The sequence below is a fragment of the Pseudoalteromonas fuliginea genome (assembly GCF_000690055.1).
GTDB classification, from domain to species: Bacteria; Pseudomonadota; Gammaproteobacteria; order Enterobacterales; family Alteromonadaceae; genus Pseudoalteromonas; species Pseudoalteromonas fuliginea.
Map to the genome: position 1 here is coordinate 1 of NZ_JJNZ01000030.1, position 15541 is coordinate 15541.

General features: G+C 36.6%; 13 protein-coding genes. 8 read left to right on the forward strand and 5 right to left on the reverse strand.

Annotation, left to right across the window (positions count from 1 at the left end):
• The first annotated feature begins 441 nt into the window (after window positions 1-441).
• Window positions 442-813 (forward strand): hypothetical protein, encoded by a 372-nt coding sequence (locus DC53_RS10430; RefSeq protein ID WP_033029718.1) that lies wholly within the window; start codon window positions 442-444, stop codon window positions 811-813.
• Between the two features lie 364 nt (window positions 814-1177).
• The gene (locus tag DC53_RS10425) at window positions 1178-1372 is read left to right on the forward strand and encodes a (2Fe-2S)-binding protein (protein WP_033029719.1); all 195 of its coding nucleotides are present in this window, start codon (window positions 1178-1180) and stop codon (window positions 1370-1372) included.
• A gap of 66 nt (window positions 1373-1438) precedes the next feature.
• On the opposite strand, the gene bfr (DC53_RS10420) is transcribed toward DC53_RS10425, so the two are convergent.
• The 5 genes from bfr (DC53_RS10420) to DC53_RS10400 all read right to left on the reverse strand — a co-directional run bounded on the left by bfr (DC53_RS10420) (window position 1439) and on the right by DC53_RS10400 (window position 6922).
• On the reverse strand, window positions 1439-1903 hold the full coding sequence (gene bfr / locus DC53_RS10420) for a bacterioferritin (protein ID WP_002958984.1): 465 nt from the start codon (window positions 1901-1903) through the stop codon (window positions 1439-1441).
• A 12-nt stretch (window positions 1904-1915) separates the two neighbouring features.
• Window positions 1916-2386, reverse strand: a complete 471-nt coding sequence (gene bfr / locus DC53_RS10415) for a bacterioferritin (protein ID WP_007375598.1) — start codon at window positions 2384-2386, stop codon at window positions 1916-1918.
• A 275-nt stretch (window positions 2387-2661) separates the two neighbouring features.
• Complete coding sequence (locus tag DC53_RS10410) at window positions 2662-4797, reverse strand: TonB-dependent receptor (RefSeq protein ID WP_008133818.1); 2136 nt, start codon at window positions 4795-4797, stop codon at window positions 2662-2664.
• 74 nt (window positions 4798-4871) lie between these two features.
• On the reverse strand, window positions 4872-5942 hold the full coding sequence (locus DC53_RS10405) for a PepSY-associated TM helix domain-containing protein (protein ID WP_007375596.1): 1071 nt from the start codon (window positions 5940-5942) through the stop codon (window positions 4872-4874).
• A gap of 101 nt (window positions 5943-6043) precedes the next feature.
• Complete coding sequence (locus DC53_RS10400) at window positions 6044-6922, reverse strand: cation diffusion facilitator family transporter (protein WP_033029720.1); 879 nt, start codon at window positions 6920-6922, stop codon at window positions 6044-6046.
• A gap of 244 nt (window positions 6923-7166) precedes the next feature.
• Between DC53_RS10400 and DC53_RS10395 the strand changes: the two genes are divergently transcribed.
• The 6 genes from DC53_RS10395 (at window position 7167) to DC53_RS10370 (ending at window position 15539) form a co-directional block, all read left to right on the forward strand.
• On the forward strand, window positions 7167-11930 hold the full coding sequence (locus DC53_RS10395) for a PAS domain-containing protein (protein WP_033029721.1): 4764 nt from the start codon (window positions 7167-7169) through the stop codon (window positions 11928-11930).
• 12 nt (window positions 11931-11942) lie between these two features.
• A complete protein-coding gene (locus DC53_RS10390; protein WP_007375593.1) occupies window positions 11943-12425 on the forward strand; it encodes a GNAT family N-acetyltransferase in 483 nt (160 codons plus the stop codon).
• Window positions 12426-12501: 76 nt separating this feature from the next.
• Window positions 12502-13008 (forward strand): DUF2753 family protein, encoded by a 507-nt coding sequence (locus DC53_RS10385; protein WP_007375592.1) that lies wholly within the window; start codon window positions 12502-12504, stop codon window positions 13006-13008.
• Window positions 13009-13030: 22 nt separating this feature from the next.
• On the forward strand, window positions 13031-13642 hold the full coding sequence (locus DC53_RS10380; RefSeq protein WP_008133824.1) for a superoxide dismutase: 612 nt from the start codon (window positions 13031-13033) through the stop codon (window positions 13640-13642).
• 74 nt (window positions 13643-13716) lie between these two features.
• Entirely contained in the window at window positions 13717-15069 is a 1353-nt protein-coding gene (locus tag DC53_RS10375) for a DNA-3-methyladenine glycosylase 2 family protein (RefSeq protein WP_033029722.1), read from the forward strand.
• Window positions 15069-15539 (forward strand): methylated-DNA--[protein]-cysteine S-methyltransferase, encoded by a 471-nt coding sequence (locus tag DC53_RS10370; protein WP_033029723.1) that lies wholly within the window; start codon window positions 15069-15071, stop codon window positions 15537-15539. The genes DC53_RS10375 and DC53_RS10370 overlap by 1 nt, the downstream gene beginning before the upstream one ends.
• Window positions 15540-15541: the final 2 nt, after the last annotated feature.

A 15541-nucleotide genomic window follows, 5' to 3' on the forward strand; every position in this document is an offset into this window, starting at 1 on the left:
TCGTCATTTTTTCACCCAAATTTGTATGCTTATTAGCATAACATTTCTTTCTTAATGGGTGGCCAAAATCACTGTACCACTACACCCTTTTACCCTAAATAATAGCCACTCAAACACCCGTAATTCCTTCTAAAACGCCAATTAAAACAATATCAAATACTTCTTTATATTCTGCGTAAAAATACAGTAATCAATTGAACCAAAATAGGAACTCAGCTATGGTTTGTTTATCAATAAAAACAAATTTAAAAACGAGTTAATCTACAGGCTCGTTGAGGCTGTAGAATTACTTATTTTTAAGAAAAACAGCCTGTTTTATGGGTTCCAAATGCATTACCTAATGCTTTAAAAACGCTTAGCGTTGATTTTAGGCGCTCGTTTTTAAATTAATTTGGTTGTTGGAGTTATTGTACAGTCTCGTTATGTTCGAAAAGGAATATTATGTTTAGAATTTTAAAGTTAGTAATTATAGTTTTTTATTTCGCTAGTTTTTACTCGTTCGCTGAAAATATTGACGACAAAGCGCAATTAGAAAAAATGGTAGTAAAATATGAGTCGGCGGTTGGGTTAAGCAAAGAATGCATATCTTCAAAAATGAAAAATATTTCGAGTTGCAAAGCGTTTCAAAAGATTTATCTCTTTGAGTTAAAGGACAGCTTCGCAGCGTTTACGACTAATTTAGGTTCGTACATAGAATTAGATGTAGACATCACCTTGCGTGGCGTGGCAGCTATAACCTCAGCAAGTGAAGCGGCGCTTGATATATACGCACATAACAAAAACATTAAGACGAACAATTCACAAGAGCAGTAAATCGCCGCTTATATGAGTGTTACCAATGTCTGCTCATGGTACAAACCGGAAATCACCTTCCCATAAATTCCGTACTTAGACATTAAGGCTTCTGAAGCCTTAATGTCATTAATTTTCAACCATTCAAATATTTACCTAAACCTAACCTTACTTAAATTTAAGGTCGACTCTAGTAAATCTCAATCTGTGTGCCACACCTTGCTTAAAATTAAAACAATTCTCAAGCTGCCGCGAATTCTCAATTTAAGTGGCGCTGGCCACATAAGCTGAAAAAAGATACATATTAGCCAATAAAATAATTGATAACTATTTTCGTTTAGATTAATATGCACATACTAAATGTAATTGAGAGTGGTTTGTATTCATGTATATTTGTCTATGTCACGGTGTGACTGATAAAAAAATTGAGCAAACAATTGACGATGGTGCAACGACCATGCGTGAATTAACTAAAGAGCTTAAAGTGGGCAGCCAATGCGGTAAGTGTTGTGGTTGTGCTAAAAAGATCCTTAATCGCAGACTTATTCAGATTGCGGATGTTACGGATCAAGTTGCTTAATTACATATAAAATTTAGATATAAAAAAGCAGCTTTTTAGCTGCTTTTTTTGTGGCTGAATTATTGTTTACAGTTGAGACTGTAAATAGTTTTTAATGCCCGTATTTTTAATAAGTAATTGTTGGGTTTCTAACCAATCAATTTGCTCTTCTTGTTCATTTAAAATGTGATCAAGGGCTTCACGGGTAATATAATCTTTTTTACTTTCAGCCAGTTTAACTGCGCTTCGTAATTCATCAATCGTATCGAGTTCAAAGCTCATGTTAGCAGCAATCATTTCTTCGCTGTTTTCACCAATACGTAATCGGCCTAAGTCTTGAAGGTTTGGTAAGCCTTCTAAAAACAAAATACGTTCAATTAATCGATCGGCGTTTTTCATTTTTTGGATAGATACTTTGTAATCTGCTTTATCTAGTTGAGTGAAACCAAAATCTTTAAACATGCGTGCATGTAAAAAATATTGGTTAATACCAACAAGCTCATTAGCGAGTACTTTATTTAGCGCCGCAATAACGTCTTTATCGCCTTTCATAATATGCTCCTACTAAGCCATTTGTGCTTGATGATAATTTTCAGAACCAATTTTATCAATTAGACCAAGTTGTTGCTCTAACCAGTAAACATGATCTTCTTCAGTATCAAATAACAGCTTTTCTAAAATGCTACGTGATTGGTAATCTTGCTGTTCTTCACATATTGCGATTACGTCTTTAACACACGCTACTACTTCAAGCTCTAGTGTTAAATCGTTTTGCATCATACTTTTTACATCGCTACCGATAAGTAAGTCACGGCGCTTAGTCATATTTGGTACACCTTCTAAAAACAAGATGCGCTTAATAAGCCAATCTGCGTGATCTTTTTCTTCTTCCATTTCATGGTTAAGGCGTTCGTATAGCTTGTTTAAACCCCAGTCGTCATACATGCGCGAGTGTATAAAATACTGATCGATTGCTGCTAATTCGTTAGCTAACAATGTATTAAACGCATCGATTACTTTTTGATTACCTTTCATGATAAATCGCCTTAACTATTTCAATTGTAAGCAGTGTAGTATAAATTGAATGAATTGCAAGTTTTCTCTATAAAAATCATTGTGTTACTATTGGTTTTGATTCTTATTTAAGTTTGCGTTATTGCTTGGTTTATGGACAGTTTTTTATTTGTATTAGCATCTGAGAATGATTACTAGAGGTATTTATAGATAATAAGTTGAGATACTGCTTTTTATATTATTTTTTTTAATAAATAGGCATGCTGATGATGCCTATTTATTGAGTCTATTGCTAATTAAAACTGGTATTTAGCACCGAGAGTAGCCGTTGTGCCTAATCCTTTGATGTTATAGCCGCCGTAAGTGTAAGATTGTGCGCGGGCAGGGTAGTAATCGCTATTGAACAGGTTTTCGATACCAAAATAGCCACTCCACCTGGCGTTAACATTGTACTGGCCACTTAAGTTAAATGTGTTGTAGCTGCTAACAGGGCCCTGATCGCCAGAGTATTGGCCTTGCGCATTTTTATCAAAGCGCTTTCTGTCACCTACATATAAAAAGCTCATTGCAAGTGATAACTTTTCGTTAGTTTGCCATGTTAAATTAGCAGTGGCTTTAGGTGGGCTGATTTGTTTTGCCCCTAAATATTCATCCGCTTCAGTATTTTTTCCTTCTACGTAGCTGTATGTAGCACTTAATTTAAGATCTTGATTAATAGTATAATTAACTAAACCTTCGTAACCCCATATTTCTTGCGGTGCGCGCACGGGCTCGTAAACACCCGTTACTTCGTTAAATTCATTACTGGTGCCAAGCTCTGAAGTACTTCTGTACAGTGCAAATTCAAAACGAACGTTTTCAAACTGTGAAGTAAAACCAACTTCGTAGTTGTCAATTATAGATGCTTGTGTCTGAATAAGTGCAATATCGTCAACGGTTGCAGCGCGAAGTAAGCGCCCAATATCAGAAATATCAGAGCCCTGTGAATAACTAAAAAATGGGCTGAATGCATCTGTTAAATTGTATTTTATGCCTGCATTATACGTTGTAGCGTCATAGTTTATGGTATCACCACGCACATTTAATGGGACTGAGCATTGCGAAGGGGTTCTACACAGTTTTAATGTTTGGTAATCACTTACGCTCAAATCAATACTTTCGTTTCTTACACCTGCTTTTACAATAATATCGTCGTTTATTACCCATTTTGTTTGTAAAAAACCAGCAACACTTTCCATGTCCATTTCTGGTACCCACACACGGCCATCCACCAAAGGTTGTGATGTTTTATCGTTTAAGGCATCAATGCCGTAGATTAGGGTGGCTGCTACGTTCTCAAAATCAAACTGGCTATTAAATGTAGCCCTTGCACCTTGCTTTTCTGATTTAATAACGGACTGACCACCGGTATAGCCTTCATCGAGGTTAGCTAGGTTAGTGGAGAAAAAGAATACGTTTTCTATATCTTGTTTATAAAGATCGAGGGTCATTTGTGTGTTTTCAAACAACGCGTAGTCAACATATTTTAGAGTAATATTAACGTTGCCATCGGGTCCTTGTGGCTTACCTTGCTTTTGTAGTTCAGCGGGTACGTGAATAGCGTATGTTTTTTCCCCTATATTGCCATCGCCAGTAATATCACCTAAGTCAGTTTTTTGCTGTGAGCTGTAAAAGTTATAGCTAAACTGCAATTGCTTTTCGTCGTCAAAATCGTAACTTAGTTTAGTAAAGTAATTTTGAGTTTCAGAGTCTGATAAACCGTATTGTAAGCCTAAAATATCGCCCTGTGCATCGCGTTGCACGCCGTTTTCTTCATAGCTTGCCGTTAACAGGTAGCTTAATTTATCGATCTTGCCGTTTACTGCTGCCGATATTCTACCGCCGCCACTTTCTGCTAATTTAACAGCGCTAAAGCGGCTTGAAATACTTATTTCACCTTCAGGCTTACCATCACTGCGAGCCTGTTTTGTTATGTAGTTAATAATGCCACCTGAAGCACCATTACCATAAATAGAAGTCGCGCCTTTTATAACTTCAATGCGCGCTATGGCACTTGCATCAAGTGTTTTTATGCCTAAAGAGCCGTTACGAAGAGGGGTTGATTGCGGTACGCCATCAATCATTATTAAAGGCGCACGGCCTCGTAGCGTTTGTCCTGAATTACTTGAGCTGCCTGTATCAGGGGCAAGTCCTGGAACCATTTGCGCAAGTAAACTCCCCAGTTCTGAGCTTACTTTTAAATGCTGCTGTATTTGTTGTTGATTAATAACGGTAATAGAGGCAGGTACTTCGTCAATACTTTCTGAGATACGACTGCCAGATACAATGACATGTTCTAATTGTTCAGAAGCGTATTCATTTTTATTATTTTCATCTGCTAGCGTGTTAGTACTTACTGCAACAGCAATAAGGCAAAGCGAAGTTTTTAACATGGGAGAGCCCTTAGTTGATAATAATTTTCGCAATGGTAATTATTATCAACTAATCACGCAAGTGTTAATGAGATTTATTTTCGTTTGTGGCGTTTTAACCAAAAATACACACCGCTAACAATAAAAAATGCGAGTGAAAGGGCAATCAATAACCATATAAATTGCACTATGGGGCCTGCAAAATCCCCAATGTGAAATTTATACTTAAAGTTCCATGCTTGCGTCGTAAAGTTGGCTTTACTTGCGTCAAATGAGTTTAATACTTTGCCTGTAAATGGATTTACCCATACCCAACTATAAGCATGGCTTTCACCAGGGTTTTGAATTCTGAGCGCAATGGCATCGTCTGCTTTTTTAGGTAAGTAAATTCTAAATAATCGACCATCAGGGAATACATCCCCAGCATTTTTAATTGCTTCGTTATAGTTTATATCAGCTTGAGAAGGCGCTATTATTTTTGGCGCTTTGGGCCTTTGTTCTACTTTATTAAACGTTACAAATTCTAATACTGATTGAGTTTGTGTTTTCCAATTAAATGCCATACCAGTAAAGGCAATAAGTACAAGCGGTATAAAAAAGTAAACACCAAGTACGGTATGTAATTGATACATTAGCACTCTAAATTTGGCTTTAGGCTTAATAGCTAAACGCTTAATTCTGTTTTTTGGTTTTATCCATAGGTAAAAGCCGAGTAGTACATTGATTAAAAGTAATAATGCACACACTGACATCCAATTTTTAAATGGTTTTTTACCATCACTATCTTCAAATAATAACCAGCGATGTAAGCCTAAAGCAAAGCCATAAATTGTGTCTGTTGTTTGATAGCTATGAATTATTTTTCCAGAATACGGATTGACACTCACGTAGTGCTTGTTAGCCAATCTAAATTGCCAAGCTAATGCTTTATTTTGCTCGGGCATAAAAAAAACAATTTTTTGTTGTGTTTGCGTTTGCACGCTTTCTATCAATTTTTGATTGTTTAATGTACGAGGCTGCGGAATAACCTGCCATTTATCTGGCTGAATGAAGTGCTGTATGTCTTTTGCATAAATCATAACAGCACCGGTTAAGCTCACTATTAATAAAAATAGTCCGCTAATGAGGGCAAGGCCTAAATGAATTCTACGTAACCAAAGTTTCAAAAACAGTATCTCATTATAAGTTAGTAGCAATATTGTAAATGATAATACGAGATGTTTTCAATTAAATAGTTATGTATTTGTTTAGCTTATTATTAACCCTATTATGCTGCGCTTTTATTTGCAATAGGTCTGGTTTCTATTATGCAATTTTCGATGTTAAAATTGTCGTGTAAGAAGCCTTTTACTGCGGGTAAATCAATTGTTTGTTGAGTGGTAATAACAAGCTCACAATGATTTTCTTTATCATCTAGTTGCCAAAGCTTAATGCTGACTACCGATTCGATATTAAATTCATTACTAATAGCATGTGATATTGCGTGTGTATCAATGTTATTAGGGGCTGCTTGCATTAAAATTTTGCCGCTTTGCTTTAATAATAAAATACCATGATAAATTACATACACAGAAATAAGCACTGTGGCAATTAAATCAACGATATACCACTGGTATAAAATAATTAAAGTGCCAGCAATAATAACAACAATAGAGGCCATTGCATCTGAGATGTTGTGAATAAAAGCCGCTTTTATGTTTATGCTGTGATTAGCACCAGCTCGGTAGGTTAAATACGCTGTTGCTAAATCAATAACTAATGCTATTGCTGCCACCCACACAACTATCCAACCATTAATAGGCTGTGGATTTAAATAGCTAGAAATGGCTTCAAAAATTAAATATAGGCCAATTATAATTAATGTAGTGCTATTAAAAAGAGTAGCGAGGATTTCAGCGCGCTTATAGCCAAAATGATGAGTTACGTCAGCTGGTTTATTACCGATTTTACGTGCAATGAGCGCTATAAATATTGCCCCAGCATCGCTTAAATTGTGAAGTGCGTCAGCTATAAGCGATAAGCTACCCGAAAATATCCCGCCAATAACTTGGGTTACGGTTAGTAATACGTTAATGATAACAGCAACGGCGAGCTGTTTATCGCTTTGGTTTTCGTCTACATGACTATGTGAGTGATCGTGCGCCATAATGCTCTCAAAACACTTTTATTGAATAATGCTTATATCATGGGGAGTTTAAAACAGCTACAAGAGTGACAAAGGAGTCAAAAAATTAATCCTATTGGCATGTTTTTTATTGTAATGCTAATTAGACGTTATAACGCTAAACACCGATTTTTTAAGGCGTTTATAGCTCAAAACTTGCGTCTTTATATATTTAATGCATTAATATAGTCACTATAAAATGATTATAAGCTATTAGGCAATAAGCATGGATAAGGGTTTAAACTTTGGAGTATTAACAGGTAAAGGACAATCTGTTCGAAGTAAATTAATTATTACCTTTATAATTATAGCATTAGGGCCGTTATGCTTGTTAACGTGGTTTAGTTTTCAGCATGTAAATAATACGCTTAAGCAAAATGCGCATAGCGAACTAAATGAACTCAGCAATATTGGAAAGCAATTTGCTGAAATTTGGTTTTTAGACCAAGTTAATGATCTGTATTTATTAAAGTCGCAATTAAGTATAAGTCCAACCAAGGAACACGCTTTAATAAATGATTTTGTCAGACAATATGATTTTATAAATCATATTGAAATCATTGATGTGTTGTCTAACAAAGCAAAAATAGAACTTTCCTTATTTAATCAAATTCAAGAATCAGAACTCACTAAATTATTCATAGCACAAAATAAAACAGATAAAGCATTATTTCATTCTATGGTGGTTGAAGGACATGCGCATCATATAGTGTCGTTACCTATATTTGACGATCAAAATAAACTAAAAAGTGTATTACTAGCCGATGTAAACTTACAGGGACTGCTAAACAACTTAAGCAAAATACAGGCAAAAAATACGAGTGTTGCATTCTTTATACTGCACAATAGCAAAATCGAAAAGCAAACAAGGGCTTCCGTTGCTACCCCACCGCTTTTAAATCAAAACAGCTCTGCACCAAAACAAGTGTTTAGTTATGCTAATAACAATGAAAAAATATTTTATGCATACATTAATGAACTTGATTTTTTAGGCCAGCAAGGTTGGCAGCTATTAGTTTCCAAACCAGCTGAAGCAGCATTACAAGGCAGTCTCTATTATAAGCGGCTTGCTATTTTAACTAATGCTGGATCTTTGCTGCTTATTTTATGTTCGTCTTGGTGGTTTGGTCGTAGATTATCTCGCCCGTTAATTCGTTTAACTAATATTGTTGAGAGTATAACTAGAGGGAAACATGTAAAAATCCCTATTTTAAACGACAGTATTGAGTTTAATCAGCTTTCAAAAGATCTGCATGAGCTTGTAAAAGTAAATCAAGAACAGCAAAGTACTTTGCAAGAACAACGAGCTGCATTGCAAATTGCACTTAAGCAATTAGCAGAGCAAAAATCAGCGCTTGATAAGCATGCAATTGTTGCTGTTACTGACTTACACGGAACAATAGTTTTTGTGAACGGAAAATTTTGTGCAATAAGTGGTTATGAAGAATATGAGCTTATAGGTCAAAATCACCGGTTATTAAATTCAGGCACGCATTCACATGCTTTTTTTGAAGAAATGTATGCAACGCTTAAGCGTGGTGAAGTTTGGAATGGGCAAATTTGTAACAGATCAAAGGACGGTAGCTTATATTGGATGGACACCACTATAGCGCCATTTTTAGATGATGAAGGTAAACCACAAAGCTATATAGCAATTCGCACTGATATTACTCCACTTAAGTTACAGGAATTTGAATTAGAACAGCATAAAACACAACTTGAACTTGTTATCAATAGTACCGCTGTTGGTATTTGGGATTGGTATGTAGGTACAAGCAAAGTTACGTTTAATAAACGTTGGGCTGAAATCATTGGTTATACACTTAGTGAAATAGAACCTTGCAGCATAGATACTTGGTATAAATATGCACACCCAGAAGATTTAGTTGAATCAGAATTAAAATTAAAAACCTACTTAGCTGGCGGCAGTGATTTTTATGTTAGCGAAGCTCGGATGAAGCATAAGTTAGGGCATTGGGTCTGGGTACTTGATACAGCTAAAGTAGTTGAATGGAATAGCGACGGCTCACCTAAACGAATGATTGGGACGCATGTAGATATTACTCAAAGAAAAACAACGGAGTCTGAACTACAAAGCAGCCGTGATCAGTTTGCGTCTCTTGTTGAAAATATTCCCGGTATTATTTATCGCTGCGAGTCAGATGAAATATGGACGATGCTTTATTTAAGTGATCAAACTAAAGATATCACTGGTTATGCCGCAGATGATTTTATTAATAATAAAAATAAGCGTTTCTTTGATCTTCTTCATGAAGAAGATATTGATCATATAAAAAAATCAATTAACCAATCTATTAAAGAGCATAGTACGTGGTCAATTGAATACCGAATTATAGCAAAAAATGGTTATGTTCGATGGGTTAATGAAAAGGGTAAGGCAATCTATGACTCTGACGGTACTGTTCTGTACCTTGATGGCTTTATATTGGATATTACTGAGCGCTACAATATACAGTTAAAAATAAAACGTCAGCAAAGTTTACTTGAATCAATGAGTAAGCAGGGACAAATTGGCGCGTGGGAAATAGATTTAAAAGCCCATACTCTTTATTGGTCAGATGAAGTTAAAGTTATTCATGGTGTACCTGATGAATATGAACCCGATTTAGCGACCGCAATAGATTTTTACAAGCTGGGAGAACATCGCGATAAAATCTCTAAGCTATTTGAAAATGCAGTTACTTTAGGTGAAAGCTGGAGTGTTGAGCTGATAATTTTAACCCATCAAGGTAAAGAAAGGTGGGTTAAGTCTATGGGTCAAGCTGAATTTAAAAATGGTGAATGCATACGTATATTTGGCTCATTTCAAAGTATTGATGCTCATAAACGTTTAGAGATCGAAAGTGAAAAAGCAAACAGATATAACAAAAATCTTGCTCAATTAACCATTGCGCCTGAAGTACAAAGTAGTGATGTAAGCGAAGTGAACAAACTAGTTGTTAAATCAATGTGTGAGGTATTGAATGTAGAGCGTGCTTCGTTATGGATTTTTAATGAGGCCGGTGATGCTATGGTGCGTCATAGTTTACATACCAAAGGCGAGGGACTGGTTCGCACGGAAGATGAGCTAAAAGTTAAAGACTTTCCTGCGTATTTTTCTGCTATTTACAAGCATAACTTAATTGCGGTTGATAATGTAAATATGCACCCTGCAACAGCTGAGTTTATTGATGACTACACCAGGCCGCTAAATATTAAATCGTTAATTGATGTTGTAATTTCTTCGGGTGACGGGAATTTGGGGATTTTGAGTGCTGAAAAAGTGGATGAACACCATTATTGGACTCAAAACGAAGAAACTTATTTACGTTCATTAGCAACCTTAGTCGGAAGTACGCTTATATCGCAACGCCGTAAAAAAATAGCAGAAGAGCTTAGTGTTGCCCTCGTTAAGGCTGAAGATGCTGCGGTTGCTAAAAGTCAATTTTTAGCGACGATGAGCCATGAAATTAGAACGCCGATGAATGGTGTACTTGGCATGCTAGAGCTTATTGAGCTTGAAAACTTATCGAAACCAATTGAAACAAAAGTAGGGATTGCTAAAACAAGTGCTCACTCATTGCTGGGGGTTATTAATGATATTTTGGACTTCTCTAAAGCTGAAGCGGGTAAAATAGAGCTCGAAAGTATTAATTTTAATGCGGGTGATTTAATTGGTGAAGTTGCAGCTGCGCAAGCTTTTACAGCTCAAGATAAAGGCATTGAAATTATCTTAGACTTAGTCGCTTTAGAGCCTTCACAATTGTGTGGCGATCCAGGTCGTATCCGTCAAATTCTTACTAATTTATTGAGTAATGCAGTCAAATTCACCAGTAAAGGTGAAGTTGTCGTTAGTGCTCAAATAGATAAAGTAGAACAAGGCTTAGTGCTACAAATAAAAGTAAAAGATTCAGGTATTGGTATTAATGAGCAAAAACAGCATCAATTATTTTCACCTTTTTCTCAGGTAGATGCTTCAACAACGCGAGAATATGGTGGCACTGGACTCGGTTTAGCTATTTGTAAACAGCTGTGTGAGCTGATGGGCGGGGAAATTTCACTTAAAAGTGAAGCAGGCCAAGGCAGTGAATTTACTGTGACTATACAAGTCACCCAAAGTGAGCAAAAAGAACGTTATATACAAAAGCTAAATATAAAAGGTTTATCTGTCTTAGTTGTTGATGATAATGAGACTAATAGAATTGTTATATCCCAGCAGCTAGAGCATTGGGGCGCCCATGTAGCGCTTGCATGCGATGCATATGATGCACTTGCAATGTGTGAAAGCCGGATCAGTAGTAATCTAAAAATGTATGATATTGCAGTGCTTGATATGCAAATGCCTGGCATGGACGGGATTGGACTTTGCAAGGCTTTAAAAGCAAACGATGACTTTAAAAACATGCCCCTTGTTATGATGACGAGTATTGCTGGTATGGAAGGTGCTCAGCGTTATTCAAGCATTGGATTTCAAGCTTATTTCCCTAAACCTGTTACAACGGCGGATCTGATTTCAGCGTTGTCGGTAATTACAAATAATGAGCATGATGAAGCATTACCGTTGGTTACATCCGGTTATATCTCATCTTTGAAAAAAGAAAAATTAGGTGAACCTATTCAAATATTACTTGTAGAAGATAATCCAATTAATCAGCAAGTATCCACATTAATGCTTAAAAAACTTAATTGTAATATTACGCTTGCTGAAAATGGACAGCTCGCTATTGATATTTTAAATACTCATGGGCAAGGTTATTTTAAAGCTGTGTTAATGGATTGCCAAATGCCAGTGATGGACGGCTTTGATGCCACAAAAGCTATTAGAAATGGCTTAGCGGGCGACAAACACAAAGATATTAAAATAATAGCATTAACGGCAAATGCGATGGATGCAGATAAGCAAAGGTGTTTTGCTGCCGGAATGGATGATTATTTAAGCAAGCCAATACAATTGGATTTTTTAAAAGATAAATTAGAACAATATATTTGAGGTATAAAGTATATGAGTGAAATAATTGAAATTCGTGATGCGCGACCAAGTGATTCAAAAACGATTTTACATTTTATAAACGAGTTAGCCATTTATGAAAAAGAACCAGACGCAGTAAAAACAAATGAACAAGCCATATTAGATACATTATTTAGTGAAGGGGCGACAGCACATAGTATTATTTGTTTGGATGGCGATGAGCCAATAGGCTTTGCTGTTTATTTTTATAACTACTCTACATGGTTAGGTAAGAATGGCTTATATCTCGAGGATTTATACGTAAGTCCAGATAGCCGTGGGAAAGGCGCAGGAAAAGTAATTATGAAACACCTAGCTAACAAAGCGATTAGCAATAACTGTGGTCGGTTTGAATGGGTGGTTTTAGATTGGAATAAACCGGCCATTGATTTTTATGACAGCATGGGTGCTAAAGCGCAAAATGAATGGATTATTTACCGATTAGCAGGAGATGAATTAATTAATTTTGCAAAATAGATAATGAAAATCATTTGCATTTGCGTTTTGTGGTGTGTAAGTTAATAGCATATTAAATAAACGCATAGATGATTTTATGATCTTAGGTCAAAAACAGCAGCAACCTGATTTACTTTATCTTGAGCAAGCATTGAGCCCTTGGCAGTCAAACATCATGCAAGGCAATTATGCCTTTGAGCAAGGTGCATTACTTGAAGCGCGTGACAAGTACTTATTAGCTAAAACACTCGCTGGCCATCTATTACAACAATTCTTATGTGCGCAAATTAATACTAATGTCATTTATGCTATTGAACATTGTATTCCTGCACTTGTTGTTGCCTCCCATAATTTAGCTGATACCTATATTGCAATGCAGCAACCTGAAAATGCATGTAAATGGTTATGTGAAGTTCACTTATCATTATCTCCACTTATTAAGCACACTCATTACGATGTACAAAAGGTAAGTAAGCATCATTATCTTAAAACATCAGCTGAGCTTGTGTCATTTGCACGTCGTTACCCCTCTTTACCCGAACTTATTGAGCAAGTAAATTTTTGCTTATGCTCAGAGAGTACTACAAACAATCAACTGCACTAATTTAAAAGAAAAAGGAGTATTTATGGCTTTTACTTTGCCTGCACTTAACTATGAGTACGATGCGCTTGAGCCTCATATTGATGGTAAAACAATGCATATTCATCATACTTTACATCATCAAACCTATATCAATAAAGCTAATGCTGCTTTAGCGAATACACCGTTTGCTGATTTAGATGCCGAAAAGTTATTGAGAGAGATTAATGGCTTACCAAATGATTTAAAAAAAGCAGTGCAGGAGCATGTTGGTGGGCATTTAAATCATAGCTTATTCTGGTCAGTCATGAGTCCCCACGGAGGAGGAGAGCCAAGTGATATTATGGCACAAGCAATTAATGAGCAGCTTGGTGGTTTTAATCAATTTAAGGAAAAGTTTACTGCAGCGGCTGTGAGTCAATTTGGCAGTGGTTGGGCATGGCTTTGTGTAGCACCTGATGGGTCATTAGTTATACAAAGCAGTACTAATCAAGATAGTCCCTTAATGGAGGGTAATACACCTATATTAGGCCTTGATGTGTGGGAGCATGCGTATTATTTAAAATATCAAAATAGACGCCCTGAATATATTGCTGCTTTTTATAATGTGGTTAATTGGGCTGAAGTACAAAATCGCTATTTAGCTGCTATTGGTTAAGTGCCGAATATGGCTAGTAATACAGTTTATTTTCTATAAGCTAGGCTCTATTAAATTACTTTGTAGAGCCGTTTATGAAATTTTTACATTGGCAAAAAGCACGTCAAAGTCGAGACCCTCGTTTTGATGGTCTTTTTTATGTAGCGGTTAAAAGCACTGGAATATATTGCCGACCAATTTGTCCGGCACCAACGGCTCATGAAAAGAATGTGGCTTATTATCAGTTTGCGCACAATGCAGCGCAAGATGGTTTTAGGCCATGTATTCGATGTAGACCTGATAGTGCACCTGGCAGTGCAGCGTGGCAGGGGACAAAAACTACCGCGTTGAGAGCAAAACAATTAATAGATCAAAATGATGAACATGACTGCGAAAAATTAGCAGGTCGTTTAGGTATTAGTAGTCGCTATTTAAGACGTTTATTTAAACAATATTTTGGTGTGTCTATTACACAATATAGGTTATTCAATCAATGCCATTTTGCTAAAAAACTGATTCAAGAAACAAACCTACCAATGACAGAAATAGCTTTTTCCGCTGGCTTTAAAAGCATTAGGCGCTTTAATGATGCATTTTTACAGCAGTTAAATATAGCCCCCTCGAAGCTACGCAGTGGCGATAAAAAACCAACGTCAACACTCACATTAACTTTACCATTTAGGCCGCCTTATAATTGGCCTGCTTTGCAGTGTTTTTTACAAAGGCGTTTGATAAAACCAATGGAGTGGATAACGCAAACGAGTTACGGGCGTACTTTTGCAAGTGAGGAATATAAAGGAAGCTTTACCGCTGAATTTATAGCGAGTAAAAACCACTTTAGGGTGTCTATTGACATAGATAATACGCGTCATCTGCAACCAGTAATAAATAATATACGTCGTGTACTTGATTTGGATGCCGATATTAATTTAATTGAAACGCATTTAAGCGCTAATACAAACAATGCATTTACAGTGTGCGAGGGGCTCAGGCTTCCAGGAATTTGGTCAAGCTTTGAAGCCGGTATAAGGGCGGTACTTGGGCAACAAGTAAGTGTTACTGCGGCGCATAATTTAGTAACAAAGTTAGTTGATGAATTAGGCGAAAAAAAGGGCGATGCCATTTATTTTCCTACGGCTAAAATTGTTGCTAATAGTGATTTTACATTTTTTAAAATGCCACAGGCGCGTAAAAATGCGCTGCATAACTTAGCGCAATTTTGTGCGTTAAACCCTCAAAATGATGATTTAGACGAATGGCTTAGTTTAAAAGGAATTGGCCCTTGGACGGTAAACTATGCAAAGCTGCGAGGACAAAGCCAACCCGATATACTACTTGATGGCGACTTAGGTGTTAAAAAAGCACAAGCGGCAGCAAACCCTTTTGAGCCTGCTCATTGCGCTCCTTTTCGCTCTTACTTAACGTTTCAACTTTGGCAGCAATTGTAATGATAATTCAAACAAAAATACCAAGCCCAATAGACAATATTATTATTCAAGCAACCGATAAAGGTGTGAGTTATGTTGGGTTTTATCCACCAGTTGAGCACTCTCATACGCCATTTGAGCAAGTCACTAACAAAGCGGTGCTTATTTGCGCTGTGCAATTGAACGAGTATTTTGCAAAAAAACGCACTACTTTTGAGGTACCACTTGATACAAACGGTACAGTATTTCAACAAAGTGTATGGCAGGCGTTATTAACAGTACCTTTTGGGGAGTCGCAAACATATGGCTATATTGCTAACCAACTCAACAACCCCAAAGCAGTGAGAGCGGTAGGCGCTGCGAATGGTAAAAACCCGATTAGTATTATTGTTCCGTGTCATCGGATCATTGGTGCTAACGCAAAGTTAACGGGTTATGCGGGAGGCTTGGATAGAAAACGGTGGTTATTAAAACATGAAGGGCTAATGTGAAT

Excerpts from the sequence above, each read along its gene's own strand:
- DC53_RS10370 (WP_033029723.1), top strand. The coding sequence starts at position 15,069 with ATGATAATTCAAACAAAAATACCAAGCCCAATAGACAATATTATTATT.
- DC53_RS10410 (WP_008133818.1), bottom strand. The coding sequence starts at position 4,797 with ATGTTAAAAACTTCGCTTTGCCTTATTGCTGTTGCAGTAAGTACTAAC.
- DC53_RS10425 (WP_033029719.1), top strand. The coding sequence starts at position 1,178 with ATGTATATTTGTCTATGTCACGGTGTGACTGATAAAAAAATTGAGCAA.
- DC53_RS10385 (WP_007375592.1), top strand. The coding sequence starts at position 12,502 with ATGATCTTAGGTCAAAAACAGCAGCAACCTGATTTACTTTATCTTGAG.
- DC53_RS10400 (WP_033029720.1), bottom strand. The coding sequence starts at position 6,922 with ATGGCGCACGATCACTCACATAGTCATGTAGACGAAAACCAAAGCGAT.
- DC53_RS10380 (WP_008133824.1), top strand. The coding sequence starts at position 13,031 with ATGGCTTTTACTTTGCCTGCACTTAACTATGAGTACGATGCGCTTGAG.
- DC53_RS10430 (WP_033029718.1), top strand. The coding sequence starts at position 442 with ATGTTTAGAATTTTAAAGTTAGTAATTATAGTTTTTTATTTCGCTAGT.
- bfr (WP_007375598.1), bottom strand. The coding sequence starts at position 2,386 with ATGAAAGGTAATCAAAAAGTAATCGATGCGTTTAATACATTGTTAGCT.
- DC53_RS10395 (WP_033029721.1), top strand. The coding sequence starts at position 7,167 with ATGGATAAGGGTTTAAACTTTGGAGTATTAACAGGTAAAGGACAATCT.
- DC53_RS10390 (WP_007375593.1), top strand. The coding sequence starts at position 11,943 with ATGAGTGAAATAATTGAAATTCGTGATGCGCGACCAAGTGATTCAAAA.
- bfr (WP_002958984.1), bottom strand. The coding sequence starts at position 1,903 with ATGAAAGGCGATAAAGACGTTATTGCGGCGCTAAATAAAGTACTCGCT.
- DC53_RS10375 (WP_033029722.1), top strand. The coding sequence starts at position 13,717 with ATGAAATTTTTACATTGGCAAAAAGCACGTCAAAGTCGAGACCCTCGT.